This is a genomic window from Prochlorococcus sp. MIT 0916, from assembly GCF_047305155.1.
Classification (GTDB): domain Bacteria; phylum Cyanobacteriota; class Cyanobacteriia; order PCC-6307; family Cyanobiaceae; genus Prochlorococcus_B.
In genome coordinates, this window is the sequence record NZ_CP138980.1 from 1,009,788 (window position 1) to 1,035,586 (window position 25,799).

The 25,799-nt window shown below is 34.7% G+C and carries 28 protein-coding genes and 1 tRNA gene; 12 read left to right on the top strand and 17 right to left on the bottom strand.

Translation table 11 applies throughout. The annotated features are described in order from the left end of the window. Positions 1 to 94: 94 nt before the first annotated feature. Positions 95 to 757 carry a DUF2301 domain-containing membrane protein gene (locus SIB53_RS05195; RefSeq protein WP_413677232.1) on the bottom strand — a complete coding sequence of 221 codons (663 nt, stop codon included), beginning with the start codon at positions 755 to 757 and terminating at the stop codon, positions 95 to 97. 9 nt (positions 758 to 766) lie between these two features. Next, positions 767 to 1,741, bottom strand: a complete 975-nt coding sequence (locus SIB53_RS05200; RefSeq protein WP_413677233.1) for a glutathione S-transferase family protein — start codon at positions 1,739 to 1,741, stop codon at positions 767 to 769. A 43-nt stretch (positions 1,742 to 1,784) separates the two neighbouring features. Between SIB53_RS05200 and SIB53_RS05205 the strand changes: the two genes are divergently transcribed. After that, complete coding sequence (locus SIB53_RS05205) at positions 1,785 to 2,702, top strand: aspartoacylase (RefSeq protein WP_413679121.1); 918 nt, start codon at positions 1,785 to 1,787, stop codon at positions 2,700 to 2,702. Here the strand turns inward: SIB53_RS05205 and SIB53_RS05210 are convergent. Continuing rightward, complete coding sequence (locus SIB53_RS05210) at positions 2,693 to 2,827, bottom strand: hypothetical protein (protein WP_413677234.1); 135 nt, start codon at positions 2,825 to 2,827, stop codon at positions 2,693 to 2,695. The genes SIB53_RS05205 and SIB53_RS05210 overlap by 10 nt on opposite strands. 199 nt (positions 2,828 to 3,026) lie before the next feature. Here SIB53_RS05210 and psbA point away from each other — a divergent pair, with 199 nt between their 5' ends. Next, entirely contained in the window at positions 3,027 to 4,109 is a 1,083-nt protein-coding gene (gene psbA, locus SIB53_RS05215; RefSeq protein WP_011294225.1) for a photosystem II q(b) protein, read from the top strand. A 127-nt stretch (positions 4,110 to 4,236) separates the two neighbouring features. Next, positions 4,237 to 5,337: a chorismate synthase gene (gene aroC / locus SIB53_RS05220; RefSeq protein WP_413677235.1), complete on the top strand. Its 1,101-nt coding sequence runs from the start codon at positions 4,237 to 4,239 to the stop codon at positions 5,335 to 5,337. 55 nt (positions 5,338 to 5,392) lie between these two features. On the opposite strand, the gene SIB53_RS05225 is transcribed toward aroC, so the two are convergent. The 5 genes from SIB53_RS05225 to coaBC all read right to left on the bottom strand — a co-directional run bounded on the left by SIB53_RS05225 (position 5,393) and on the right by coaBC (position 11,527). Further along, the gene (locus SIB53_RS05225; protein ID WP_413677236.1) at positions 5,393 to 6,028 is read right to left on the bottom strand and encodes a bifunctional 4-hydroxy-2-oxoglutarate aldolase/2-dehydro-3-deoxy-phosphogluconate aldolase; all 636 of its coding nucleotides are present in this window, start codon (positions 6,026 to 6,028) and stop codon (positions 5,393 to 5,395) included. A gap of 16 nt (positions 6,029 to 6,044) precedes the next feature. Beyond that, positions 6,045 to 7,892, bottom strand: a complete 1,848-nt coding sequence (ftsH, locus tag SIB53_RS05230; RefSeq protein WP_413677237.1) for an ATP-dependent zinc metalloprotease FtsH — start codon at positions 7,890 to 7,892, stop codon at positions 6,045 to 6,047. A gap of 43 nt (positions 7,893 to 7,935) precedes the next feature. Next, the gene (gene sat, locus SIB53_RS05235; protein ID WP_413677238.1) at positions 7,936 to 9,108 is read right to left on the bottom strand and encodes a sulfate adenylyltransferase; all 1,173 of its coding nucleotides are present in this window, start codon (positions 9,106 to 9,108) and stop codon (positions 7,936 to 7,938) included. Positions 9,109 to 9,238: 130 nt separating this feature from the next. Beyond that, positions 9,239 to 10,042, bottom strand: coding sequence for a photosystem II manganese-stabilizing polypeptide (locus tag SIB53_RS05240; RefSeq protein WP_413677239.1), 804 nt, complete (start codon positions 10,040 to 10,042; stop codon positions 9,239 to 9,241). Positions 10,043 to 10,249: 207 nt separating this feature from the next. Continuing rightward, the gene (coaBC, locus tag SIB53_RS05245; RefSeq protein WP_413677240.1) at positions 10,250 to 11,527 is read right to left on the bottom strand and encodes a bifunctional phosphopantothenoylcysteine decarboxylase/phosphopantothenate--cysteine ligase CoaBC; all 1,278 of its coding nucleotides are present in this window, start codon (positions 11,525 to 11,527) and stop codon (positions 10,250 to 10,252) included. A 212-nt stretch (positions 11,528 to 11,739) separates the two neighbouring features. Between coaBC and SIB53_RS05250 the strand changes: the two genes are divergently transcribed. Then, positions 11,740 to 12,081, top strand: a complete 342-nt coding sequence (locus SIB53_RS05250) for a DUF565 domain-containing protein (RefSeq protein WP_413677241.1) — start codon at positions 11,740 to 11,742, stop codon at positions 12,079 to 12,081. A gap of 6 nt (positions 12,082 to 12,087) precedes the next feature. Here the strand turns inward: SIB53_RS05250 and SIB53_RS05255 are convergent, their stop codons facing one another. Further along, positions 12,088 to 13,107 (bottom strand): aspartate carbamoyltransferase catalytic subunit, encoded by a 1,020-nt coding sequence (locus SIB53_RS05255; RefSeq protein ID WP_413677242.1) that lies wholly within the window; start codon positions 13,105 to 13,107, stop codon positions 12,088 to 12,090. Then, the gene (locus SIB53_RS05260; RefSeq protein WP_413677243.1) at positions 13,104 to 13,673 is read right to left on the bottom strand and encodes a DNA-3-methyladenine glycosylase; all 570 of its coding nucleotides are present in this window, start codon (positions 13,671 to 13,673) and stop codon (positions 13,104 to 13,106) included. The genes SIB53_RS05255 and SIB53_RS05260 overlap by 4 nt, the downstream gene beginning before the upstream one ends. A gap of 256 nt (positions 13,674 to 13,929) precedes the next feature. Between SIB53_RS05260 and gatC the strand changes: the two genes are divergently transcribed. Further along, a complete protein-coding gene (gatC, locus tag SIB53_RS05265) occupies positions 13,930 to 14,217 on the top strand; it encodes an Asp-tRNA(Asn)/Glu-tRNA(Gln) amidotransferase subunit GatC (protein ID WP_413677244.1) in 288 nt (95 codons plus the stop codon). Between the two features lie 9 nt (positions 14,218 to 14,226). On the opposite strand, the gene crtR is transcribed toward gatC, so the two are convergent. Further along, on the bottom strand, positions 14,227 to 15,261 hold the full coding sequence (gene crtR / locus SIB53_RS05270; protein ID WP_413677245.1) for a beta-carotene hydroxylase: 1,035 nt from the start codon (positions 15,259 to 15,261) through the stop codon (positions 14,227 to 14,229). Positions 15,262 to 15,310: 49 nt separating this feature from the next. Then, a tRNA-Leu gene (locus tag SIB53_RS05275) sits at positions 15,311 to 15,393 on the bottom strand. A 202-nt stretch (positions 15,394 to 15,595) separates the two neighbouring features. On the opposite strand from SIB53_RS05275, the gene SIB53_RS05280 reads away from it, so the two are divergent. Both SIB53_RS05280 and ileS read left to right on the top strand, forming a co-directional pair. After that, positions 15,596 to 16,114, top strand: a complete 519-nt coding sequence (locus tag SIB53_RS05280) for a hypothetical protein (RefSeq protein ID WP_413677246.1) — start codon at positions 15,596 to 15,598, stop codon at positions 16,112 to 16,114. 51 nt (positions 16,115 to 16,165) lie between these two features. Then, a complete protein-coding gene (gene ileS, locus SIB53_RS05285; protein ID WP_413677247.1) occupies positions 16,166 to 19,069 on the top strand; it encodes an isoleucine--tRNA ligase in 2,904 nt (967 codons plus the stop codon). 19 nt (positions 19,070 to 19,088) lie between these two features. Here the strand turns inward: ileS and SIB53_RS05290 are convergent, their stop codons facing one another. Then, entirely contained in the window at positions 19,089 to 19,700 is a 612-nt protein-coding gene (locus SIB53_RS05290; RefSeq protein ID WP_413677248.1) for a DUF3177 family protein, read from the bottom strand. Between the two features lie 244 nt (positions 19,701 to 19,944). Between SIB53_RS05290 and trmB the strand changes: the two genes are divergently transcribed. Continuing rightward, on the top strand, positions 19,945 to 20,589 hold the full coding sequence (gene trmB, locus SIB53_RS05295; protein WP_413677249.1) for a tRNA (guanosine(46)-N7)-methyltransferase TrmB: 645 nt from the start codon (positions 19,945 to 19,947) through the stop codon (positions 20,587 to 20,589). Positions 20,590 to 20,670: 81 nt separating this feature from the next. Continuing rightward, positions 20,671 to 21,246 carry a thioredoxin domain-containing protein gene (locus SIB53_RS05300; protein WP_413677250.1) on the top strand — a complete coding sequence of 192 codons (576 nt, stop codon included), beginning with the start codon at positions 20,671 to 20,673 and terminating at the stop codon, positions 21,244 to 21,246. Here the strand turns inward: SIB53_RS05300 and thyX are convergent. Genes thyX through SIB53_RS05315 form a run of 3 tightly spaced genes read right to left on the bottom strand, consistent with a single transcriptional unit; the run spans position 21,243 to position 23,074 of the window. Continuing rightward, complete coding sequence (gene thyX / locus SIB53_RS05305) at positions 21,243 to 21,881, bottom strand: FAD-dependent thymidylate synthase (RefSeq protein ID WP_413677251.1); 639 nt, start codon at positions 21,879 to 21,881, stop codon at positions 21,243 to 21,245. The genes SIB53_RS05300 and thyX overlap by 4 nt on opposite strands. A gap of 2 nt (positions 21,882 to 21,883) precedes the next feature. Continuing rightward, complete coding sequence (dcd, locus tag SIB53_RS05310) at positions 21,884 to 22,477, bottom strand: dCTP deaminase (RefSeq protein WP_413677252.1); 594 nt, start codon at positions 22,475 to 22,477, stop codon at positions 21,884 to 21,886. Beyond that, on the bottom strand, positions 22,478 to 23,074 hold the full coding sequence (locus SIB53_RS05315; RefSeq protein WP_413677253.1) for a cob(I)yrinic acid a,c-diamide adenosyltransferase: 597 nt from the start codon (positions 23,072 to 23,074) through the stop codon (positions 22,478 to 22,480). 322 nt (positions 23,075 to 23,396) lie between these two features. On the opposite strand from SIB53_RS05315, the gene ntcA reads away from it, so the two are divergent. From ntcA to SIB53_RS05330, 3 genes are read left to right on the top strand one after another with little or no spacing between them, the layout of a single operon-like run. Next, entirely contained in the window at positions 23,397 to 24,131 is a 735-nt protein-coding gene (gene ntcA / locus SIB53_RS05320) for a global nitrogen regulator NtcA (protein WP_413677254.1), read from the top strand. Between the two features lie 55 nt (positions 24,132 to 24,186). Then, positions 24,187 to 25,116 (top strand): DUF3084 domain-containing protein, encoded by a 930-nt coding sequence (locus SIB53_RS05325; RefSeq protein WP_413677255.1) that lies wholly within the window; start codon positions 24,187 to 24,189, stop codon positions 25,114 to 25,116. Continuing rightward, a complete protein-coding gene (locus tag SIB53_RS05330) occupies positions 25,113 to 25,550 on the top strand; it encodes a hypothetical protein (protein ID WP_413677256.1) in 438 nt (145 codons plus the stop codon). Before SIB53_RS05325 ends, SIB53_RS05330 begins: the two co-directional genes overlap by 4 nt. Here the strand turns inward: SIB53_RS05330 and SIB53_RS05335 are convergent. Beyond that, a complete protein-coding gene (locus tag SIB53_RS05335) occupies positions 25,534 to 25,791 on the bottom strand; it encodes a DUF3146 family protein (protein ID WP_413677257.1) in 258 nt (85 codons plus the stop codon). The genes SIB53_RS05330 and SIB53_RS05335 overlap by 17 nt on opposite strands. Between the last annotated feature and the right edge of the window lie 8 nt (positions 25,792 to 25,799).

Below are 25,799 nucleotides of genomic sequence, written 5' to 3' on the forward strand. Positions count from 1 at the left end.
AATTTGGTTGGATTTCCTCACCATTCCCTGACTTGAGGCCTATAAAAAGATTCTTTTGTGGTTTTTCTCTTTGAATAGGTAATTGGTTGTTTTATCAACCATCAGATACTTTTAGCTTCCTTTGGCTTTCTAAAAAATCAAAAACGCTTTTATCTCCAATATCAGCTTCTGCTGGCAGGTTGAATTTCCTGATTCCCATTAATACCAATAGCAAGGACGACACCACTAGCATTGCAAAAGTAAAACTTTCATTAGCTAATTCAGTTAAATATCCAATTAAAGCAATTGGAATAAAAATTGTTATCCCTATTGCTTCAATTCTTCTAAAACAAAAAAACTCTTTGAAACCTATCCCAGTTAAAGAAGCAAAAAGTGGACCGATAAGTAATATCGATTTTGGATTTTCTCTAAAACCATGCATGAGATTTGTTACTCCAAAATGATATGCAAGTATTAGAAATCCAATACAACCGAGTATCCAGAAAATTGTTAGTGTTTGATGCAAAGGTCTTAAATATATATGTATCCACTTAAGACTTAAACCAATACTTATTGACATGAATAATAGCCAAATCCATGTCTGATCAGATCCATTAATAAACCATTGAGCTATGCCTATTGAAAAGAATAAGCCGGAGAAAAGAATTGATAAGCGGTAAAAGATAACTTCTTTTTTATCATTAGAAGTTACAATGAAATCCCCATATATGCCTTTTATTGGATTAGAAGATTGAAAGTAGGAATTTTCTTGTTGCATTTTTTTTGATTACTGATTTACGATTTTGCTGATACTTTCACCTTTAGGAATAATACTACTTGGATTTAATGGGAATAAAGCCCCAAAATAATCTTTTCTCCAAGCATCTGCATTACATGTCTTTTTAATATTATATAAATTAAAAAAAGTTTTTCTCCATTTAATTATATTTGGAAATGATTTAATTGGCTTCCTGCTGCACTTGAATAGTGGCTCGTAGACAGACTCCCATCTGATAAGAGTAGGGAAAAGCCTTATGTCAGCAATTGTTATATCTTTTCCGCATAGCCAAGGCCCACTTGAATTAAGACTTTCTTCAATAATATTCATAGTTGAAAACAAATCTTTAGAAGCTTTTTCATAAGCTTTTTGATTTCTAGCAAATCCACATTTATAAACGCCATTATTAATATTTTCTTGAATTAGCTTTTGCCAATTGAATATTTTTTTATGATGAACTTTTGGATTGAAGTCTGTATTGTTAGTATGTACAGGCCATGAGTTTAAGATCTCTAATAGGTCTGCGCTTTCATTATTTATTAATTTGAATTTTGATTTAGCCTCTTTGCCTGGATCAAATAGCATAGGTACTGTAGCTCTTTTGACTTGAGAATTATTACATTTTTTATATAGATCTTGAAGTGTTTTAGATCCTTTGAGATTGGGTTCGAATATCCATTTACCGCTCGAAGTATTTACTTGAGCGATATTTAGATTGATTGTGGCTTTTAACCCTTTTATTTCATGCATAATCCATACCCTGTGAGCCCAAGGACAACTTTGGCCAACAATCAAATATGGCATTTGATCTATATCTCTATTTTCTAAATCGCCTTTAGTAGGGATTTGAATTTCCGGTTGGATGTTTTTAGGTCTCTTATAGTTGCCTTTTGAATCTGCAGGTGCAAGCGCATTCATTAAAAAATTCCATTCACAATTCCAAATTTCTTTAGCCGCTTTTACAAGTATTGGTGGTGTACCCATGAATTTCTTTTAAGCTTATAAGCACAAGTTAAGTTCTTTATTGATCATGCAGCTGCAGGTCCTTCTAGTGGCTGGTACACATGGTAATGAAATAAACGGCATTTTTCTTTTCGATCAATGGGAAAAATTACCTCTTTCAATCAATACTCATGGGATTAAAACTTGTATGGTAATCGGAAACCCTGAAGCAAAAAAGGCTGGAAAAAGATACATTCACCAAGATTTGAATAGAAGTTTTCACGAAGAATCATTTTTATCCATTAACTCTTCAATTCTTGAGGGGAATAGAGCAAACGAATTAGTGAATCTTTATGGCGAGGCAGGAGAAAACCCTTGTCAAATAGTATTAGATTTTCATACAACTACAGCCTCCATGGGCAGTTGCCTAGTGGTTTATGGGAGAAGAGATGCAGATTTAGCTTTGGCTTCTTTAATACAAAATCAATTAGGTTTACCAGTATATCTTCATGAATCTGATCAAAGAGAAACAGGTTTTTTAGTTGAATCTTGGCCTTGTGGACTTGTTATAGAAATTGGACCGATAGGACAGGGCCTCTTGAATTCGAGAATCATTTCACAAACAAAATTGATTCTTGAGGCTTTAATGGAACAGATTCATCAAGTTGAGAACTTGAATTTCTACTTCCCTGAAAAGTTGATCATTCACAGGCATATTAAAAGCATAGATTTTCCAAGAGATACAGAAGGGAACATTGATGGATATGTGCATTCTCTAAGGCAATCAAAAGATTGGCAGGAAATAAAGAAAAACGATGAATTGTTTTCTAAGTTGAATGGAGAAATAATTAGGCTTGAAGAGGATGAACCTTATATTCCTGTATTCATAAATGAAGCAGCGTATGTAGAAAAAAATATCGCTATGAGTTTTACCAAAAGAGAATTATGGGATTTAAAAAAAGAATGGAAACAATCACTGATTGATCTAGTTCTTCAAAAGTAAGTTCTCTCGCTCCAATAGACAACTGCCCCTTGAGCCTCTAATTCATATTTTCTGTGACGTGCATCACTTAAAGGAACTCTCTCTTCGCCCCTATGACCGTCAATTAGCCACTTAATTAGAACCAAACTTGAGACCTCAGAGGCTAAATATTAAAAGAATCTTAAGGCCCCTTCGGCCCTCGTTGAGCCCAACTTACTTATTCTCTTCATAAATTGTCCTACATATTGGCCACAGAAAGGTTCATTCTCCTTTAATATCACCTCTGGCAGTCTAATTAGCTGCTCTTATTTACTCGTCCCATTAGGGACATACGCATTCGTCCTCATGACCACCATTCAGCAGCAGCGTTCTTCGTTGCTCAAAGGTTGGCCACAATTCTGCGAGTGGGTTACTTCCACCAACAACCGTATTTATGTCGGTTGGTTCGGTGTATTGATGATCCCTTGCCTTCTTGCGGCAACAACTTGTTTCATCGTTGCATTTATCGCTGCTCCTCCAGTTGATATCGACGGTATCCGTGAGCCAGTAGCTGGTTCATTCATGTATGGAAACAACATCATTTCTGGTGCTGTTGTTCCTTCAAGTAACGCTATCGGCCTTCACTTTTACCCAATCTGGGAAGCAGCAACTCTTGATGAGTGGCTATATAACGGTGGCCCTTACCAGCTTGTAATCTTCCACTTCCTTATTGGTATCTCTGCATACATGGGACGTCAGTGGGAGCTTTCATACCGTTTAGGTATGCGCCCATGGATCTGTGTTGCTTACTCAGCTCCTGTATCAGCAGCTTTCGCTGTATTCCTTGTTTACCCATTCGGTCAGGGTTCATTCTCTGATGGTATGCCTCTAGGAATTTCTGGAACATTCAACTTCATGTTCGTTTTCCAGGCTGAGCACAACATCTTGATGCACCCATTCCATATGGCTGGTGTAGCAGGTATGTTCGGTGGTGCTTTGTTCTCTGCAATGCACGGTTCTTTGGTTACTTCATCACTTATCCGTGAGACCACAGGACTTGATTCACAGAACTACGGTTACAAGTTTGGACAAGAAGAAGAGACATACAACATCGTTGCAGCTCATGGCTACTTCGGTCGTTTGATCTTCCAATATGCAAGCTTCAACAACAGCCGTAGCCTTCACTTCTTCTTGGCTTCATGGCCAGTGATTTGTGTTTGGTTGACATCTATGGGCATCTGCACCATGGCGTTCAACTTGAACGGTTTCAACTTCAACCAGTCTGTAGTTGATACTTCAGGCAAGGTTGTACCAACCTGGGGTGACGTACTTAACCGTGCAAACCTTGGTATGGAAGTAATGCACGAGCGTAATGCTCACAACTTCCCACTTGACCTAGCAGCTGCTGAGTCTACTTCTGTAGCTCTTGTAGCACCTGCAATCGGTTAAGTCTTTAACTTGATTTTTTTAAAAGCCCTCTTTTAGAGGGCTTTTTTTTTGCCTTTTTTTCTATGCATTACTTAAGTGGTTTGTTTTTTAGCAAGTATTGATTAACATTTTGTAGATAGGATTATTTATGGGAAGTAGTTTCGGAAAACTTTTTAGTATAAGCACCTTTGGTGAATCTCATGGTGGAGGCGTTGGAGTAATTATTGATGGCTGTCCGCCAAGGTTGGAGCTTGACATCAATCAAATACAAAATGATCTCAATCGGAGAAGGCCAGGACAAAGCAAAATTACTACTCCAAGAAACGAAAGTGATGAAGTTGAAATTCTCAGTGGTCTATTAGGTAACAAAACATTAGGAACACCAATTGCAATGCTTGTCAGAAATAAAGATCATAGGCCTAAGGATTATTCTGAAATTAAAAAAACTTTTAGACCATCTCATGCTGATGCTACTTATCAGAGAAAATATGGAATTCAGGCTTCAAGTGGCGGAGGGCGAGCATCAGCTAGAGAGACGATAGGTAGAGTCGCTGCTGGTTCTGTCGCAAAGCAACTACTTGTTCAGTCTGCTGATACGAAAATACTCGCTTGGGTAAAGAGAATTCATGATATTGAAGCTGATATTCAACCCAGCGAAGTGACTTTTGAAGATATTGAGAAAAATATTGTTCGGTGTCCTAATCAAACAGTTGCAAATTTAATGATTGAGAGAGTGGAAGCTTTTGGTAAAGAAGGAGACTCCTGTGGCGGAGTAATAGAATGTGTTGTTCGAAATCCGCCAGTAGGCCTTGGCATGCCTGTCTTTGATAAGCTAGAAGCTGATTTAGCAAAGGCATTAATGTCTTTGCCTGCCACTAAAGGCTTTGAGGTGGGTTCTGGTTTTGGAGGTACTTATCTCAAAGGCAGTGAACATAATGATCCTTTTTTGCCATCGGATTCTGATCAATTGAAAACTGCTACTAATAACTCAGGAGGAATTCAAGGAGGTATTACTAATGGTGAGGATATAATTTTGAGAGTTGGGTTTAAACCAACAGCAACGATTAGGAAAAGTCAAAACACAATTGATGAAGATGGTAATGCCATAACTCTTAAGGCAACAGGAAGACATGATCCTTGTGTTTTGCCAAGGGCAGTCCCAATGGTCGAAGCTATGGTTGCTCTTGTTTTAGCTGATCATTTACTTAGACAACAAGGCCAATGTAATGACTATTTTTCAAAGGATTAATCATTTCCTTTAATACCTTAAAAAGGAATTAATTTTTGTTGTTAAGAATCGATTCTCAATAATTTTTTAGCCATATCTCTAGATCTTTGTCAGGTGTTTGATTTTGTAATTCTTTTCCGATGACCAATGCGTCGTATCCATTGTTTAGTAATGTTTTTAAATTTTTACTTTTAATTCCACCTGCACCAATAAAAAAAATATTTTTTTGTTTAAAGTTTTTTAATTCGTGTATAAAGTTAATTCCTAATTTTGATGCGGGATAAACTTTTACAATTTTATACCCTAGATTGATTGCTTCTTTGAAACTTTCAATGTTAGATATTCCTGGAATTACTAATTGATTATATTTTATCGCTTTGAGATGAATTTCTTTGTTAAAGAAAGGACTCATGGAATAATCTAAATCTAATGAGCAAATTGAGTCAAAAGATTGCATTGATGAAATTGAAGCTGCACCAATATTGATTGATTTGAATTGCTTTTTTATTTCTAGTATTAAATTCCCCCATCCTGGATTTGAATCCCATCCTATTTCAATATTTTTTATACCAAAATTAGACAGCTTATTGATTTTTAAAAGTAAATTTTTTCTTTTTTGCGAGATATCAAAAAATTGACGGTCTAGTCTAATTACAACTATAAGAGGCTGTATTTGCAGAGTTTTTATTAAATTATTTTGCTTAACTTCCAAAAATTATATTTTTAGACTAAGCATACTCTGCAACTTTAACTTCATGGCGAATTAACAAATCCTGGAACTCTAGAGAATCAACCGTCTCAGTTTCCATAAGCATTGCTGTTAACTCTTCAAGTACTTGACGGTTATCATTTAAGGCCTTTTTAGCTCTTTCATATGCAATCTCAACAAGAATTGATACTTCTGAATCAATAGTTGCAGCTGTATCTTCAGAAAAATCTCTTTCTGCAGAGATGTCTCTACCAAGGAACATCCCACCTTGTGATCGCCCTAGAGCTACAGGTCCTAGCTTGTCACTCATGCCAAATTTAGTAATCATTTGCCTAGCTACTGAAGCTACTTGCTTTAAATCATTTGATGCCCCAGTAGTTACTTCATCTTCTCCGTATATGATTTCCTCTGCAACTCTTCCTCCAAGAGCAACAGCCATTTGATTTTGTAGGTAAGACCTGGAATAAAGACCAGATTCCATTCTTTCTTCACTTGGCGTGAAAAAAGTTAATCCCCCTGCCTGTCCTCTTGGAATAATTGATATCTTTTGCACAGGATCATAATCAGGCATTACAGCACCAACTACGGCATGACCAGCTTCATGATAGGCAACTAGCCTTTTACGCTTTTCACTAATAACTGTATCTTTCTTCTCGGGACCAACCATAATTCTCTCAATTGCAGCACCGATTTCGTCATTACTTACCTCGGTTAATTCTCTTCTAGCGGCTAATATTGCAGCTTCATTCAAAAGATTTGCTAAATCTGCCCCAGTAAAGCCTGGTGTTCTTCTAGCTACTTGATCTAGGTCGACTCCTTTTGAAAGAGTTTTACTTCGTGCATGAACTTTGAGTATTTGCAATCTCCCTGAATAATCAGGTCTATCTACGGTTACCTGCCTGTCAAATCTTCCTGGTCGCATTAGTGCTGAGTCAAGAACGTCAGGCCTATTAGTTGCAGCGACAATAATTATTCCAGAATTACCTTCAAATCCATCCATTTCAGTTAAAAGCTGGTTGAGTGTTTGTTCTCTTTCATCGTTACCTCCTCCAAGGCCCGCTCCACGTTGACGACCTACTGCGTCTATTTCATCTATAAAAACTATGCAAGGAGCATTCTTTTTAGCTTGTTCAAAAAGATCTCTAACTCTGCTAGCACCAACTCCTACAAACATTTCTACAAACTCAGAACCAGATATGGAAAAGAAGGGAACTGAAGCTTCGCCTGCTACTGCCTTAGCAAGCAAAGTTTTACCTGTACCAGGAGGGCCAACTAATAAAACACCTTTAGGAATCTTTGCACCTACAGCTGTGAAGCGATCTGGATTTTTTAGGAAATCAACTACTTCAGTAAGTTCAAGCTTTGCACCTTCAATACCTGCCACGTCTCCAAAAGTAATCTTCGTTTCTGGCTCCATTTGAAGTCTTGCTTTACTCTTTCCAAAACTCATTGCTGGATTTCCACCACCACCAGATCCAGCTCTTCTAAAGAGAAAAAATAGACCTCCTAATAGAAGTATTGGGAAAATTAGGCTAGTTGCTGCTTGCTGAAGCGGATTTGCTTGAGTAGTTGGTTGTACAGCAATATCAACGTCGTTATCAGTTAATAGTTGAAGTAGTTCTTGATCAGGAGCCAAATTAACTAAAGCTCTGTTTCCGTCACTTTCAACAATTTGAGCTGTACCTTTGTCTGGAGATATGAGTACTCTGCTGACTTGTCTGTCTTGAACAGCTTCAATGAAGTCGCTATATCTAAGTGTCCTAGATGCTTTTGTAGGACTTGGCTTATCGAAAAAAGCACTTCCAACAAAAATCACAACTACAACAATTAGGACATAGAGGCCAATGTTTCTCCAGCGTTTGTTCAATGTTTTTCCATATCTAATAAGAGTTTAATAGGATTAGGTCCAACTATGCGGCTCTTAGTACTTCAACGACGCTTTTAAATGCAAACCATTCAGGAATTTCTTCTCCACTTCTAAGCATTTTTCTGAATTCAGTGCCGCTTAATTTTTTTATGTGTAACCCTTTTTCTTTAGCATAATCAGCGGTCACGTAGCCTTCCTCCTCTGTAAATACAAGATTTAAAGATGGAACTGTTTGCATTCCTAATTCTTCGCAGCACTCGTTTGCAAAATTTTGAGCATCATATGGACCATAAAAATCTCCTCCGCTGAGAGAGGACTTACAGCCGGCCATATCTCTTCCGATAATGAAATGGGTGCATCCATAATTCCTTCTAATAATCATGTGCTGAAGAGCCTCTCTTGGCCCAGCCATGTGCATCGAATAAGGAAGATATGACCACTTGATTTTTGGATTATTCACTTCAGAAGCAAGTTTTTCATAGGTTTGAAATCGTACTGATCCAGGGATGTCATCTTCTTGAGTTGGTCCGCAAGTTGGGTGAACAAGAACAACTCCATTTTGACTCACATTCTTGGCTTCTAAGGCTCTTGTGAAAAGTTCATAATGAGCTCTATGAATTGGATTTCTACATTGGAATGCAACTACATCCTCTCCTGAAGGAAGGTTATCTCTTACTTGAGCAGGAGTTTGGCAAGTGAAAACTCTTTTTGGTAATTCTAGACCTTGTATTGAGCCTCCTAAATAATATTTTTTCCGCTCCATAGAGATCATTCTTACTGCAGGATGCTCCAAAGAAGTTGTTCCATAGCAAAATTTGGCCTCAATAACCTTGTCAGGCGTCCATTTTTCTTCTACTTGTAAAAACGCTAGTTCTTGATCTTTGTAATTTAGTAAAACTGAATCTCCTGGATTTATATCTTCTCTATCTGTATCCATCACAATTGGCAAACCAAAAAGTAAGCCTGATTCGAGTCGATTTTGTTTAACAACAGAGTTGTAATTTTTTTCACTCATGAACCCATTCAAAGGAGAAAAAGCACCTATCAAAAGAAGTTCAATATCACAAGCATTTCTATCTGAACAATTTAAAGTTTTAAAAGAATTTTTTTTTAACTCTTTTGCTTCTTGATCAGACGTCATAAGGTTTATAAGTTCTCCACCATAAGGTTTGATTAAACCTTCGAGATTTTTATTAGAACTTTGCTTGCTAGTCATTTTCCCTTGAAGTAACCGGCAAATTCTCCCAGATAAAGGGCCCATATTTGAGAAATTGTTTTCATTAATTCAGCCAAAAAAAAAAGAGGGTTTTAACCCCCTTTTTTTAATTGATTAAGATGATTATTTTTTAGGATTTACGACCATAGAAGATACCCTTAATTTTGATATCAACAGGATCTTTTGATCCAAGGTCATTGTCTGAAGGTTGGATAGCAACAAATTGGCCACCAAATTCATCAGTGTCTGCATCAACACTATCGACAGTAAGTGTTATTTCACCTTTACCGCCTAGATCATCTTTAACATTTTCTCTTGCAAGATCTTCATCATCACCACCACGAGCAATGAGAGCTTGAGCATATTCAACACCAGTTGATTTAGCGCGACTCTTTGGATCAAGAAAGTCTGCAGATCTATAACTTGGAGTTGTTGTTGTACCTGAAAATTCAGCTCCTGGTTCAATTGCTTTACCTTTTTTGGATTCAGCAACCATCTCTTTAACAGAGAAAGCAAAAGGAAATTCCTCTCCATTTGGAGCTAGAACTGTAATTAGAGAGAAGTCAATACCACCTTTTTCAGTGAATTTCCCACCGGAAAGATCTCCATAAACTTCATCAAGACTTGTATTGAAGCGAGGACTGATAATTTTTGCTATTGCAAAATCAGATTTATTTCGCTTGTTACCTGGAAGTTTTACTGAAACTTCTGTTGGCTGAAGGCATAAGCTTTTAAATTGGCCATCAGCATTAATAGAACCCGATGAACCCGCTGGTAAAACAGTGCAAGCATCAGCTTGGCCAGTATTAACAACATTGCCAAAACGAGCGTTACCTTGCTCGCGCCCTTTTAAAGCTGCAGATGCGCTTGATGGGAGAGTTGTAAAGGTGAGACAAAAAGCCAGCATCAAAGCCAGCAGAGGACGAAATCGCATGAGAGGGCTAGATGACTGCGGTCGAAACCGCCCAATTAATTCAGTTGGGATATTACAGGTGTTAAATACTTCTTATCACAAGCATCTGAAAGCTCTATACAACCCGTAGCTTTTGCGCTAATGAATTTACCACTCTGAATTCATTCAAAACCCTTTTGATGCAAGCTTTCTGGGCGATTAGACTCTAATTTAAAAAAAAAAACAAAATCAAAAATTTATTGAAATTTTTGATTTTAGATTTCGAATTTCATCTAAAAGTTGATGGGATATTGAAAGTTTTGTTGAGAAAGATAGATTTTTGACCATTTTTTTTGGACCTAACAAAAAACCACTGTTGAAGTTTTTATCAAACCCTTGTCCATCTCTGTCAATGGGATTGGCCATAAGAAGGTCACAACCTTTTAAAATTCTTTTATTCTCTCCCTTTTCAATAATTTCTTGATCACTTCCTGTTTCAGCAGCAAAACCTAGGAAAATTTGATTTTCTAATCTCTTTGCAGTTTGAGTTTTGATTAGGTCTGAGGTCATTTCTAAATCATCAACAATTGACTGTAAAAAAAATTCTTTAGAGATTTTTTGCTCACTTGGACTAATCTTTTTGAAATCTGATACTGCTGCAGCCATAACAATGACTTGAGCGTATGGTTGTAAATCATTAATTTTTGCACCCATTTCAGATGAGCTTCTAACTGGATAAGTATTAAGTCCCTCCAGAAGATCTTCTTGAACGCTTATTGGACCATGTACTAAATCGACATCTGCACCTCGTAACTTTGCAGCTTGAGCTATCAAAACGCCCATCTTCCCACTACTTCGATTTGTTAATTGTCTTGCGGCATCAAGATCTTCGACGGTGGGACCAGCTGATACAAGAAATCTTATGTTTTTTAGATCTTTGGTGAGAAATTTATTTTCTGAATTGAAAATAAATGCACTTTCAGAGGCCAATTCAATAATATCTAAACTGACCATTTTTCCATCACCAACTCTGTCGCAAGCTAAAAGCCCCTTACTAGGTTCTAGGCTAATAACTTGTTCGATAGTCTTTAAGTAATTCCAATTTTTTTTGACTGATTGGTTTTCCCACATTGAAGTGTTCATTGCAGCAGCAATGACTATTTGAGATTTACTAGCTAAGAGAATGCTTGCTAAAAGTCCATCAGCATTTCCACAGGTAAATTTAGATAAAGATGTAGCGCTCATAGGTGCAACAATAATGAGCTCTGCCCATTCCGCTAAAGCAATATGCAAAGGCTTGGTTTGAGAGTCATCCCATTGATCTTTATCTTGATAACATTGATTTCTGCTTAAAGTAGATAAAGATAAGGGACTAACTAACTTAGATGCGCTTTTAGTCATTACGCATTTGACCTCTACCCCAGCTTTAATTAGGCGGCTAACTAAAATAGGAGCTTTAACAGCTGCAATACTTCCTGTGATTGCAACTAATATTTTTTTCCCAGATAAAGAGTTTAGATTGTTCATGATACTTCAGCTTATATCAAATAGACCTTTAAAAGATATTTTCCAAGTTTTTAATTTTTAATAATGTGGATATTTTATATTATAAGAAATGTGCTTTTTCATATCTTGTATGAAAAATAATTTTTTTGCTTTATTAGATCTTTCATTTATTATATTAATGTTAGGAAGTTAAATAATTAAAAAAATCTGAGTGATTTTTTATCTTTTCTCTTATGGATCAAAGAATGCAGAAAACATTTTTATATAATGTATCTACAAACTTTGTTGATAGGTTAGCAAATTGGGCGGTAAATCCTTGGAGAAGGTATTCATTCTTAGCAATAATTTTTTTGATAGGTTTTTTGATAGGTAGTTCTCTAGGTATGATTAATGGTGTTCTTGCCTTGATGGATCCTGTTGGAGCATTTATTACATTAATATTTTTGGAGATACTAATTAAAGCTAGATTTATTTTTCAGAAATCTAAAAAACCAATAATACTGGTTAGAGTTTTTGACATGTTAAGAATAGGCTTGGCTTATGGACTTTTTTCAGAGGGGTTGAAACTATTATAAAAATAATTAATTATTTTTATTTAATCCCAGTAAGTATAACAAAGCCATTCTAGTTGGAATACCATTTTCTACTTGTTTACTTATGAGATTGATTGAATTATCTTCCACTAATTGACTGCTTATTTCTATTCCTCTATTTACTGGCCCTGGATGTAAAACAGGAACTTTTTTTTCACACCATTTTAAACTTTCATGTGTTATTCCATATTTTGAATAATAACTATCAAGATCTGTAAGCATATTTTTCTTCATTCTTTCTTTCTGTAATCGAAGTGTCATAACTGCATCACTATTTTTTAATGCATCTTTTAGTGATCTTTTTATGAAAACAGAACCTCTCTGATTAATTGGATCAAATCTTTGACCTGGAGGAGGATTGAGAACAAAACCAATTAATTCCTCTGGAAGAAGGCTTGGAGGCCCACATAGTGTCACCTCGGCTCCACATGCAGTTAGAGCCCAAAGGTTCGATCTTGCAACTCTAGAATGAAGAATATCCCCTACTATTGTGATTTTTTTATTTAAAAGACTATTGGTTGTTGGTTCGCTCGGACTAAAGAAAGTGGCAAGTGTAAATAGATCCAAAAGGCCTTGACTTGGATGACTATTAAATCCATCACCTGCATTGAGAATGGATGTATGGATGTTATTTATGTCTACGTAATTAGCTAACTCTGCGGGCACATTTGTTGACTCATGCCTAATTACTAAGATATCAGCCCCCATTGAAATGTAGGTGAGAATAGTGTCTAAAGGAGTCTCTCCTTTGCTTAAAGAACTTGCTGATACAGAAAAATTTTGAACATCTGCTGAAAGTCTTTTTGCAGCAAGTTCAAAGCTCGTTCTTGTTCTTGTACTTGGCTCGAAAAATAAGTTTGCGATTAATCTTCCTTGAAGGGCAGGAAGTTTTTTAGAACTTGATTTATGCACATCTTTAAATCTTGTGGTTAGTTCTAAAACTGTGTTGTAATCCTCTAGAGAAAACGTAGAAAGATCAAGAATGTGATTATGTTTCCAATTATTCATAATTCCTCAAGTGTGGGTGGTGTCCAACACTTATTTTTTGAAGGAATTCGATCTCCTTTAACCCTTTTGCTAACACTTCTACTACTTTTTAGGTACCAACGCCAAGGTATATCTTTAGCTTGCGAAATGCCAATTCTTGTGGTCTGAACAATATTTCCCATTCTTGTTAAATTGTCTCCCTCTTTTAACCAAAAATCATTTGCAGGAGACAAGGTTAAATTGTCAAAATTTCTATTTAATCCAAATCTTTTTGCCAATAAACCTGGTCCAGAAGCAATTCTCTCATTTTCTCCTTTTATTGCTATTGAACGAAGAAGTACACCATTTGCCCAGTTTTTTTTTCCAGTAACAATATTTACGCAATTATTAATGCCGTATGAAAGGTAAATGTAAAAGTTCCCAGGATCACCAAAAAGAGTTTCGTTTCTTGGAGTTCTCCCTGTGAAGCCATGGCATGAAGCTTCTTCTTGAGAATAGGCTTCAGTTTCAACAATTACGCCAGTAAGATAGCTGTTTTTTGATAAGCGCTTAATTAAAAAACATCCAATTAAGTTAGGTGCGACCAAATGAGATGGTCTTGAAAAGAATTCTTTTGTTAGAAGTGAGATTTGCTTACTATTTCTTTTTAATCCATATTACTGACTAAAATAATAGATTTCTCTATTTTTCTGATCAATCTACAAACACTTAAAATTTCGCAAAAGGCATTAAGATGGAAAAATGTTACACGAACTTATTTGTCTAAAGGAGAGCACTAAGATCTTTTTCTAATAAGGTGTAGCTCTCATTATCTATAGATCTTGAAAATTTTCTAACCTAACTATGACTAAAATTTCTTCATCTGATGTTCGTAAGGTTGCAAAGTTAGCTCGTTTAGAACTTCCTGAAGATCAAATAGAAACCTATACAGAGCAACTCGAAGACATACTTTCGTATGTTGATCAACTGCAAGAAATAGATACTGAAAATATCCCTCCAACCACTAGAGCTGTAGAGGTAGTTAATGCAATGAGAGAGGATTTCGTTGAAGTTAATTGCTCAAGAGAAGATCTTCTCAATCAAGCACCTCATAGAGAAGGTGATTTTTTTAGAGTTCCTAAAATACTTTAAATTTAAAAATTATTTTTGAGTTTCTGTTCTGATTCTTGTTTTATGAATTAGTTTTATATATTTTCTTCTCCAATTACTTTTAGGTAATATTCTTGCTATTTGTCTCATTTTACTTCTTCTTTCTTTGTGACTTCTAATTCCAAGTAAAACATCATAAAGAAAATTGAGACTATCTTTTTTAGTTTCAAAAATTCCCATTCTTTGAGGTGAACCTTTTTGATCTAAGAGTGGTTTTGTGGCTTCGTAAGCTGGTTTATATTCAAACCATGGAATAGAGGGCCATAAATGATGAACTAAATGATAATTTTGTCCCATTATTAGCAAGTTCATTAATTTACTTGGATAAACTCTTGCATTTTTCCATCTATTTCTAGATTGAAAAGGTCTATGAGGTAGATAATCAAAAAATATTCCTAAAGTGACTCCAACCATTAATGCTGGACCGAACCATAAATTATAAATAACATTCATAAAATTATATTTAATGCCTGCAATTACTATGCAAATAAATATTCCTCGCTCAATTCCCCATTGCATTAGTTCATATTTTCTCCAAAGTTTTCGCTCAAAGAAAAAATATTCATGATAAAAAAATCTTGGAGCAATTAACCAAATAGGCCCGAAGGTGCTAACTATGTGATCAGGGTCGTTTTTTGGGTCATTAACGTATTTGTGATGCTCTAGATGAACTCGTGTGAAAACTGGAAAACTAAAACCTAGTAATATCGCTGATCCATGCCCCATGAATTGATTGATCCATTTATTTGGATGGGCAGCATTGTGACAGGCATCATGAATAACGGTACCTTCCATATGAAGAGCCAAAAAAGCTAGTGCAACTAAAATTGGCAATGGCCAGTTCCCCTGATACCACTGCCAAACAGTAACTATTGCAAGAAAATATCCACCTAAGAAAAGCCCTAAAGTTACGTTTAAAGGCTTAGGAGGATCAAGATATTCTTGGATCTCATTTTGCCAGTAGCTCAATGACTTCAGTTTTGTCGTTGTCTTGTTTTTGTCAGACCTCGATAAGCACTGGGTCATTGCTTGATGTGATTGAGATTAATTGAGTTTGTACAGCTTAATTAAAAAATGCCCACCGGGAGACTTGAACTCCCACGACATAAAGCCACTGGTACCTAAAACCAGCGCGTCTACCAATTCCGCCAGGTGGGCCAAAGGTTTTCACCGATTGTCAATTGATTCTAGCAGCTCATTGATGGCTATTTAAAGACTATTTTTGATTCGTGTACGTAAAAAGATTAATGTAATTTTCATATTTGTATATGAGACATTTGAAATTCTCTTTTTATGACACATGATTTTTAGTTGTTCAATAAGCGACTTCACTACAAAATAAACTCATATTGAGAAAAATATGGTTGTTTCTATTTCTGGATACTTATATCTTTTTGTTGGGCTTTTGATATTGGCTTTACCTTTAATACTTGTCGAATTAAGTAGACCAAGAGATTGGTTGATGGGCGGACTTTTTTTATTTTTAGGATTATTTCTTTTAGTGGAGAATGATCTTTTAAGAGGCTCAATAAATTTACTTGTTATTGCTATGGCAATTTTGTATGGAAAAATGATTTTAGAAATTATTCTAACTAGATGGTATCAATTAAGTTCTGAAGAGCAAAAGCGGATTGGATCTTTTAGAAGATGGCTTGAATCTTTTAAACAGCTCGGTCAAAGTTTTGCTTTACTTGGTATAAGTTTTTTAAATTTTTTTAAAGGCTTCACGACTAAATCTGAAAAACCACTAAAAGAAAAAAAATGGGTTCATCCAGAATTGCAAGCAGAAGTAAAGAAGGAAGTAGTTGATCGATCTAGTTCAATTGATTCCAATAAGATTGGAAATCAAGAATTCCCTGAAAATGAAGAAACTTCTTGATAAGGTTAAAAGGCCTCAGGCAAACATGATGACTAATGAATATTTCTCAAAGTGAATAATGTCAATAAAGATTCTCAAAAGGATCGTCCTACTTACAAAGACACTCTCAACCTTTTGCAGACTGATTTTGGGATGAGGGCAAATGCAACTCTAAGAGAACCTGAGTTGCAAGCTTTTTGGAGCGAAAAAAAGATAGATTTCGAATTAGGCTTAAACAATTCTGGAGAGACTTTCACTTTGCATGATGGCCCCCCATATGCAAATGGGACGCTTCATATGGGGCATGCTCTCAACAAAGTTTTGAAGGACATAATCAATAAATTTCAAACAATGAAAGGGAAAAAAGTTTGTTATGTCCCGGGATGGGATTGCCATGGATTGCCTATTGAATTAAAAGTTCTACAAGCTATGGATAAAACTCAACGAGCTGAATTAACCCCTATTAAGTTGAGAAAGAAAGCAGCTGCTTATGCAAAAAAGCAAGTTTCCCAACAAATGGATGGTTTTAAAAGATGGGGAGTATGGGGGGATTGGGATCAACCATATTTAAGTTTAGACAAAAAGTTTGAAGCCTCTCAGATCAAGTTGTTTGGTGAAATGGTCTTCAAAGGATACATATATAGAGGTCTAAAACCAGTTCATTGGAGTCCAAGTTCCCAAACTGCTTTAGCCGAGGCGGAATTAGAATATCCGACCGGTCATATTAGCAAAAGTATTTATGTGGGATTTAAAGTTGATCAAATTTCAAAAATATTAACTCAAGAAATTTCTAAGCAAGCTCCAGATCTATTTGATTCTGAAGGACAATTAAAAGAAGTTAAACTTGTCATTTGGACTACCACTCCTTGGACAATTCCTGCAAATGAAGCAATATCTGTTAATCAAAAATTAGATTATGTAATTGCACAAAGTTCTGATGGATCATTAATAATTATTGCTAATGATCTTTTGGAAAAAGTATCTGAGTGTGTAGGAATTAATTATGAAAAAAGAGTATTAATAAAAGGATCAAAATTAGATGGAATTATATATAAACACCCTTTATTTGATAAAAGAAGTCCTGTCGTTTTAGGAGGAGATTATATTACAACTGAATCAGGGACTGGATTAGTGCATACTGCTCCAGGTCATGGTGTTGACGACTTTAATACTGGTAAAAAATATAATTTACCAATTTCTTGTCCTGTAGATGCAAAAGGTTTTCTGACTAAGGAAGCTGGGAAATTTGAAGGTCTAAATGTATTAAAAGATGCTAATATTGTAATAATTAATGATCTCATTAATACTGGATCTTTGCTTAAAGAAATTCCATATGAGCATAAGTATCCTTATGATTGGAGAACTAAAAAACCAACTATTTTTAGAGCTACAGAACAATGGTTCGCTTCAGTTGAAGGATTTAGAGATAAAGCTCTTACTGCAATAGAAAATGTAATTTGGCTACCTGAATCTGGAAAAAATAGAATTAACTCTATGGTTCGAGAAAGAGGAGATTGGTGTATTTCCCGACAAAGGACTTGGGGAGTTCCAATACCAGTATTTTATGAAAAAAATGGACAAGAAATTTTGCTCAATAAAGAAACTATTTCTCATATAGCTGAGTTGTTTTCTGTTCATGGAGCAGATATTTGGTGGGAATATGAGGAAAATCAGTTATTACCTCCTTCTTATTTAAATGAGGCAGATCGATGGCAAAAAGGTACTGATACTATGGATGTTTGGTTTGACTCTGGCTCTAGTTGGTCTTCAGTTATTTCTAAAAAAGAAAATTTAAATTATCCAGCAGATTTATATTTGGAGGGATCTGATCAACATCGGGGTTGGTTCCAGTCCTCTTTATTAACTTCGGTAGCAGTCAATGAATATGCACCTTTTAAAAAGGTCCTTACACATGGTTTTGCATTAGATGAGAATGGTAGGAAAATGAGTAAATCCTTAGGAAATATTATTGATCCTTTAGTTATAATTAATGGAGGTTCAAATAAGAAATTAGATCCTGCATACGGTGCTGATGTTTTGAGGCTATGGGTTAGTTCTGTTGATTATTCTGCAGATGTTCCTATTGGATCAAATATACTTAAACAAATTTCTGATGTTTATCGCAAGGTTCGAAATACGTCTAGGTATTTATTAGGCAATCTCTATGATTTTGATTATAAAAATGATTCCATTGATATTGCAAACTTACCATTATTAGATAAATGGATGTTGAATAGAACGACTGAAGTCATCGATGAGATAACAGAAGCATATAATAATTTTGAATTTTCGAAATTTTTTCAAACAATTCAGAATTTTTGCGTAGTGGATCTATCTAATTTTTATTTAGATATTGCAAAAGATAGGTTGTATGTGAGCTCTAAATCTGACTTTAGAAGAAGAAGTTGTCAGACAGTTTTATCCTTGGTAATTGAGAAAATATCCGGCTTAATTGCACCTGTTTTATGTCATATGGCAGAGGATATTTGGCAGAATATTCCTTATAACGTAGAGGAAGCCTCAGTATTTCAAAGAGGATGGCCTAAAGCACCTAAATCATGGCGAAATAATAGCCTTAATGTCCACGTCAAAGAACTTCGCAAGCTGAGAACAGTAATTAATCGTATGTTAGAGAGTTGTCGGAATCATCAAGAACTAGGTTCTTCTTTAGAAGCTGCAGTAAGAATTGATATTTCTGATGAAAAAGTTAGAGCTGCTATTGAATGGTTATCCCAAAGTGAATCTAATAAGGTTGATGTCTTGAGAGATTGGCTTCTGGTATCCTCCTTACAAATTGGTGGTGAACCTTGGGCAGAAGTTTTAGTTAGTGAGGATAATAATATTGCTTCAGTGGATATTGCAAAAGCAAAAGGATTCAAATGTCAAAGATGTTGGCATTATGAAGTTGAGATGAGTAAGAATGAACAACATCCCAACCTTTGTAATAGGTGTGAAAAAGTAGTTTTGGCTATTTAAATATTAAATTAATTTATTTTTAAAACTTACCTGCAAAACGACCATTTTTGGGAAATTGGATAAGCAGCCATTGAAGTAAACCTAGTAAATATAATACAAGAGCTAAATATGCAAAAAATGTAGCAAATGCTGTAGTCCAGTTTCCATCTAAAACAAACTTTATAATTATTTTTGTTGTAATAAATGAGTTGTAAGGTATTTCTCTCCAAGTATCGCAATAGTCCCCATTGATAGAATTTAAACAACGCCAACTAAATACATGAAGACCAGTATTTATTATTCCCCAAAAAGATAAGGTTAATCGCCAAATTTTTGTTGTTAATGAAATTGGTTTGTATCTAGACATATCATCAATCTCTTCATTAAGATCCACCCAAAACCAAATAGAACCAACCATTAGTATGGGAGATATTAGTGATATTAATTGGCCTAATTGGTTATCACCACTGAGAAAAAGAATATTTATGACATAAAGACTAGAAACTTTCCAATAAATTGATAAAAGTCTATTAATAGACCTTATATTTGAAATTTTTGCCCAAATCAATAGAAATAAAGGTAGCCCAAATGCAAAAGTGGCAGCAATTCTGTATGAGAGCCAAACTAGAATTTGGAATTGAGGTGCAGTCAAGAAAATAATCTCACTAATGTTTATTATCAGTCTTTATCTAGTCTTTTCATCATTATTCTTAAATATTAAAGAGTTTTTTCTATATTCTTAGATAAAGCGTAAGTTAAAAAACTAAATGTCTTCTATATGTCCATACACGATTGCCAAATAAATAAAAACTTCTGTTTCCTTTAAACTTTCTTCAGAAATTTGAAATGAACTCACTAGTGTATTAATTTGACTTATTAATACTAGATTTCATTTTTTGAGACAGCATGTTAACCCCTTAAGCCAATTTTTTCAGCTCCCTTTATCACTACCAAGTAAGTCTATTCTTTTCAAGGATCCTCATTATCCAATTCATTTAGATATTGGATCTGCTAAAGGTGAATTCCTGATTGAATTAGCTTCAAAATATCCAAAGTGGAATTTTTTAGGTCTTGAGATAAGAGAACCTCTTGTGATTTCATCTGAAAGAAAAAGAAAAAGATTGGAATTGAAAAATTTAAAATTCTTATATTGCAACGTGAATATAAGTTTAGATGAATGGTTGTCAGATTTGGATCATAACCAATTAAAAAGAGTTTCGATCCAATTCCCAGACCCTTGGTTTAAAAGAAAACATATTAAAAGAAGAGTTTTAAAAAAAAGTCTTCTTAATTCGATTGCTAGAAATATGAGTAAGGATGGTGAACTTTTCATTCAAAGCGACATATATAAACTTATTGAATATATGTCTAATGTTATTGATGAAAGTATATACTTTGATAGAAAAGTTGTAATGGGCTTGAAATGGCTTAAAAAAAACCCTTATGAAGTATTTACAGATAGGGAGTCATTCGTTCTTAGGCGGAATTTTCCAATATATAGAGCAATGTATATTAGAAATAGAACATTATTCATCAGTTAAGTAAATTATAGTTAATGTAATTTTAGGTATTTTAAATCCACTATACGTGTTTATAATTATTATTATAAATAATTATTTATGATGACTGATGCTAAAAATGCAGATAAAGACCTTAGTATTTTTCAAAAATATTTTTTAGTTTTTCTTAGTCTTTGTCTGGTTATTTCGTTATTCTTTTTTCGCAATGCTTTTAAATCAAATGCAATGCTTGACCAATTAGCAAAAAACTCCCTTTTACCTGAACAGGCCTTATCAAATGGAAAACCTACAGTTATTGAATTTTATGCAGATTGGTGTGAAGCTTGCAAGGAAATGGCTCCTGAGATGAAAGATTTTAAAAAGCAAACTGCCAATAAAATCAATATTGTTTTATTGAATGTTGATAACTCTAGATGGCGAGATTTGATTGATAAATACGACGTGAATGGTATACCCAAGCTTACTTTTTTTAATGATAAGGGTGAATTTAAGGGCTTTTCATTAGGGGTTAGAAAAATTAGTGAACTTAATCAAATATTCCTTTCTTTAATCAATAATTCAGAATTACCATCATTTACTAAAGAAGCTAATTCCAGTATTTTTAGATCAGAAAGTTTATCCAGCGAAAGAAAAATTAATAATATTGTTAAAACTGAAGCTCCTAGGAATCATAGCTAATTTAACCAATCTAAAGCTGAGGCAACAACAGGATATTCTTGTATAAAAATGTTTTTGCATTCTTTTGCAATATCCATATGCTCTTTTTGTGTCCCATGGCCAGTTCGGAGATTTATGTAGTGAATCCAAGAACGACATGACCCAGTCATGTAAATCCTAGTTGGTGTGGCCAGTGGAAGTACAAATCTCGCACATTCTTTAGCTATTCCAGCTTCTAGCATCTCTTCATAAAGTTGTTTATTTAAATTGAATTGACATTTTATCTTTTCATTAAATTGATTAATAAGTTCTTCTGATAAATCTGAAATAGAATTTTGTCTATTTTTACTATCTTGCCTTCTTAATTCAGGTATGGGTATTTCTCCTAATTGTCTACTATCTGCATAACGTTGTGAGAACTCTTGAAAAGTAAATGACCGATGTCTTAATATTTGTGCTGCAATTCCTCTTGTGGTTTCTATTTGTAAAGTCATATAAGCCTGTTCAAAGACACTCCAATGTTCATTTTTTATGCAGTATCCCAATAATTTAGTGAAGTTATTATTATCTTGATTTTTTGGATTACTTACTCTTGCAATGTATGCCATGCTTTTTTCAGCATCTGGGGTAGAAGTTATGAATTGAACAAGACTCATATTTAAACTTTTGCTAGAGTTACTCTCTCTTGTTGATGTTGATATTTGCCTTGCCTATCACTATAAGTAGTTTCGCAAGGGTCACCTTCAAAGAAAAGTAATTGACAGATTCCCTCATCAGCATAAATCCTGCAATCAGCACCAGAGCTATTACTAAATTCAAGAGTTAGGTGACCCTCCCAGCTTGCTTCTGCAGGAGTTGTATTGACAATTATTCCCAAGCGAGCGTAGGTGCTTTTACCAAGGCAAATAACAGTAATATTAGGCGGGACTTTCATTTTCTCTAATGCAACACCCAGGCCATATGAGTGGGCAGGTAAAATAAAATATTTACCATCCCCATCTTCTTTTAAATCAGTAGGTTCTAAATTTGCAGGATTAAATTTCTTTGGATTCATTACTGTTCCTGGAACATGCCTGAAAATCAAAAACTCTTTTGATGAAAGACGCAAATCGTATCCATAAGATGAGCAACCAAAGCTTAAAACAGGTGATTTTTTGTCTTCTGGTTCAAGATGTCTTATGAGTTTTTCTTGAAATGGCTCCAGCATTCCTAATGATGCCTGCTTTGAAATCCAACGATCGTTCTTTAACATTTAATTACTGCGTAATTCGGTAATTTGATCAGCCATCTCACTAACTTTAGGAGGAATTGATGGTCCTGTAATAATAATATCTGTAGATGATGGACGATTATTGATCATAGAAATTAAATCATTTTCATCTATGAAACCGTGGCTAATTGCTATTCCAATTTCATCGAGCACTACCTTATCTAAATTTTTTTCAACTAAACGTGTTTTACAAAACTCCCATAGTTCTTTAATAGCTTTTTCTTCATATTTTTTCTTTAAGGATATGTCTTCTTTAGGCAATTCTTCTGTTAAGCAAGTTTCAATATCTGGTCTAACCCACTCCAATTGGCCACAAAGATTTATTGCTCCAGAGGGACCTTGATTAACTCCGCCTTTTAAAAATTGAGATATTAAAACTTTGCTTCCCAATCCTGCAGATCGTAAAGCTTCGCTAAGAACAACAGAAAAACTACCTCTAAAAGTAGAGGTGTGTATTTGTACTTGCCCTTGTGCTTTAACTAGGTGTAAAGATCGTTTATGGTGAATAGGTCTAAGCGAAGACTCCTTAGACGATGCTGTCCGCTCCGATTGAGCATTAATGCTTGATCTTGCATGCATCTCATTTCGATTTTGATTTCACTGTTCTAATCTAGCGGTATAAGATTTCTAATCAACCTAATTAACACTATCTGTGGCGTATGGAAGAAAAAATGCCTAGCCTTCAACATTCTTTTGAGTTTTTAGTAAGTTGAAGCAACTAACATAATGTTTGAATAATATTTATTATCAATTGAAGATTTTGTTTTGAAAGGAATTGATTTTATAGAGTTGGTACTAAGTGGTTAAGAACTTGAGTTGGGGATCAAGGCTGAAAAAAGTCGCCATGGCTACATATCGTTTTTTAACAACTAATTAGTGTTCTCTGAACGATAAATTAAATATGGTCACCTCATATCGTGGCTTTACCCGTTTCAATCAACAAAGAAATAGCCAGATGGCGGTTAATTCATCATCAAGTTCTTTGCCGCCAAGCAAAACGCTTTTAGACGTAATTAAGTCTCTTGATGGTGTTTCTACTGAAATCGTAGATAGGTCAAAAACAATTTTTTTCCCTGGAGATCCTGCAGAAAGGGTTTATTTGATCAGGCGTGGTGCTGTTCGATTGAGTCGGGTCTATGAAACAGGCGAAGAAATTACAGTCGCTTTATTGAGAGAAAATAGTCTTTTTGGGGTTTTATCTTTACTTACAGGACATAGATCAGATCGTTTTTATCATGCTGTAGCTTTTACTCGTGTTGAACTCGTCTCGGCGCCAGCAACGTCTGTAAGGAATGCAATTGAGCAAGATGCTTCAGTAGGCTTACTATTGCTCCAAGGCTTATCAAGTCGTGTACTTCAGACTGAAACCATGATTGAAACCTTGACGCATAGAGATATGTCTTCGCGTCTTGCAAGCTTTTTGCTTGTTTTGTGTAGGGACTTTGGTGTGCCTGGTGAAAAAGGTGTAACAATAGATTTAAGACTTTCTCATCAAGCTATTGCTGAAGCAATAGGTTCAACCAGAGTCACCATTACACGATTACTTGGTGAGTTGAAAAGTTCCTCATTATTGGCAATAGATAGAAAAAAAATAACGATATTTGATCCAATAGCCTTAGCAAAAAGATTTAATTGAAGGACATCGCATACTAAGGTTTAGAAGGCTTTATGAATTATCCTTCTTACTTTCTGTGACTGCCTGGCTGAAAATTCTTTTACTATTAATCCTAGGTGGAATACTTTCTACTTTAGGTGATCGCTTAGGAACGAAAGTTGGCAAAGCACGTCTGAGTATTTTTAAATTAAGACCAAAAAGTACAGCTGTTTTAATAACTGTTTTTACTGGAAGTATTATTAGTGCTATCTCATTTGCGACTATGGTTGCATTTGATAGAGATTTAAGAGTTGGATTATTTCAATTAGAGGATATTAAAGAAAAGATTACAGAGAGTGAAAAGGAATTAAAAAAATTAGAAAAAAATTTATATGCTTTAAGAAGTGGAAATGTAGTAATAAGTAGCGGACAGACCTTAGCTACTAAGACTATCAAAATAAATAAAAATAATGATATAAAAAAAATTATAGAAAGTATATTACAGCAAGCAAACTTTTACGCTTTCAATTTAGTAAAAACAAATCAATCTAAATATGGAAGGATATTATTGGTTCGGAAAGATGATATTCAGAAGCTTGAAAATAAAATAGCTGATAATAGAAGTTGGGTGGTGAGGATTAAATCAGCAGGAAATATACTTAGAGGTGAAAATTATGTTTATGCATTCCCAGAAGTCACATTAAATAAAATTATTACAAGTCAAGGAGAAGTTATTGCTATTGAAAAGATATCTTTATTAAATTCTGATTCTGAATCTATAATTAAAAAGATTAATCTTTTAATGGCATCAACTTTAGCTGAGGTTAGGCGAAGAGGCTCATTAAGCTCCGAGTTGAAAATTAATGCTAATCAAATTAATAATTTAGGGAAATACCTAGTTAGTAGAAAAAAGGGAGATTTTCAAATTATTGCTAGGGCTCTTAATAACAGTCAAAGTGCAGATAAGGTCTCAGTATCATTTGAATTAGAATCTTTAGAAAAAGGTTTAAGAAAAAAAAATAAATGAGTTTTTATATATCAGTAGATCCTGGCAATAAAAAATGTGGCTTGTTATTGGCCGATATCAAATCTGGAAAAGTTATTGAGGCAGGAATCGCACCATTAAATAAATTTTCTGATTTTGTTGCATCTTGGAATGAAAAGTATTCTATTAATAAAATAATAATTGGTGATGGGACTAACTGTACGAAGATAGAAAATAAGTTAAAACAAAAGAAAATCTTAAACCTTAATTATGTTAATGAAACAGGTTCAACATTAAGAGCAAGATTTAGATATTGGGAAATTTGGCCTCCTAATTACTTTATTCGTTGGCTTCCACAAGAAATTCTTTTCCCTCCTGAAAATCTTGATGCAATTGTCGCTTTGATATTATTAGAAGACTTTTTAAATTTTACATTTATTTGGCCTGAGAAGGTAGATATTAAAACCTGGCCCTAACTGTAAAAATGTAATCTCCACCAGACTCAAGCTTATAATCTGCTTTGACTAAATAGCGCTCTAACGCATCTTTTATTAGCGCTCTTCCTAGTGGTGGTTCTACAAAAAGTTCTCCCTGGTTAAAAGCCCAAATAAAATTCCATTCAAACCCCCCAGCACGGACTATACCCTCAACTGTTTTTTGATTAAAGCATTGCTTATGAATCTGAAGATATGCAGTAGTTGATGGTTCGTTATACATTTGTCTTA

Coding starts and splice junctions, on each gene's coding strand:
- gatC (WP_413677244.1), top strand. CDS start 13,930: ATGACTAAAATTTCTTCATCTGATGTTCGTAAGGTTGCAAAGTTAGCT.
- SIB53_RS05315 (WP_413677253.1), bottom strand. CDS start 23,074: ATGCATGCAAGATCAAGCATTAATGCTCAATCGGAGCGGACAGCATCG.
- SIB53_RS05200 (WP_413677233.1), bottom strand. CDS start 1,741: ATGGGTACACCACCAATACTTGTAAAAGCGGCTAAAGAAATTTGGAAT.
- dcd (WP_413677252.1), bottom strand. CDS start 22,477: ATGTTAAAGAACGATCGTTGGATTTCAAAGCAGGCATCATTAGGAATG.
- crtR (WP_413677245.1), bottom strand. CDS start 15,261: ATGACCCAGTGCTTATCGAGGTCTGACAAAAACAAGACAACGACAAAA.
- SIB53_RS05330 (WP_413677256.1), top strand. CDS start 25,113: ATGAGTTTTTATATATCAGTAGATCCTGGCAATAAAAAATGTGGCTTG.
- SIB53_RS05195 (WP_413677232.1), bottom strand. CDS start 757: ATGCAACAAGAAAATTCCTACTTTCAATCTTCTAATCCAATAAAAGGC.
- ntcA (WP_413677254.1), top strand. CDS start 23,397: ATGGTCACCTCATATCGTGGCTTTACCCGTTTCAATCAACAAAGAAAT.
- SIB53_RS05240 (WP_413677239.1), bottom strand. CDS start 10,042: ATGCGATTTCGTCCTCTGCTGGCTTTGATGCTGGCTTTTTGTCTCACC.
- SIB53_RS05300 (WP_413677250.1), top strand. CDS start 20,671: ATGACTGATGCTAAAAATGCAGATAAAGACCTTAGTATTTTTCAAAAA.
- thyX (WP_413677251.1), bottom strand. CDS start 21,881: ATGAGTCTTGTTCAATTCATAACTTCTACCCCAGATGCTGAAAAAAGC.
- sat (WP_413677238.1), bottom strand. CDS start 9,108: ATGACTAGCAAGCAAAGTTCTAATAAAAATCTCGAAGGTTTAATCAAA.
- coaBC (WP_413677240.1), bottom strand. CDS start 11,527: ATGAACAATCTAAACTCTTTATCTGGGAAAAAAATATTAGTTGCAATC.
- aroC (WP_413677235.1), top strand. CDS start 4,237: ATGGGAAGTAGTTTCGGAAAACTTTTTAGTATAAGCACCTTTGGTGAA.
- SIB53_RS05250 (WP_413677241.1), top strand. CDS start 11,740: ATGGATCAAAGAATGCAGAAAACATTTTTATATAATGTATCTACAAAC.
- SIB53_RS05280 (WP_413677246.1), top strand. CDS start 15,596: ATGGTTGTTTCTATTTCTGGATACTTATATCTTTTTGTTGGGCTTTTG.
- psbA (WP_011294225.1), top strand. CDS start 3,027: ATGACCACCATTCAGCAGCAGCGTTCTTCGTTGCTCAAAGGTTGGCCA.
- SIB53_RS05335 (WP_413677257.1), bottom strand. CDS start 25,791: ATGTATAACGAACCATCAACTACTGCATATCTTCAGATTCATAAGCAA.
- SIB53_RS05255 (WP_413677242.1), bottom strand. CDS start 13,107: ATGAATAATTGGAAACATAATCACATTCTTGATCTTTCTACGTTTTCT.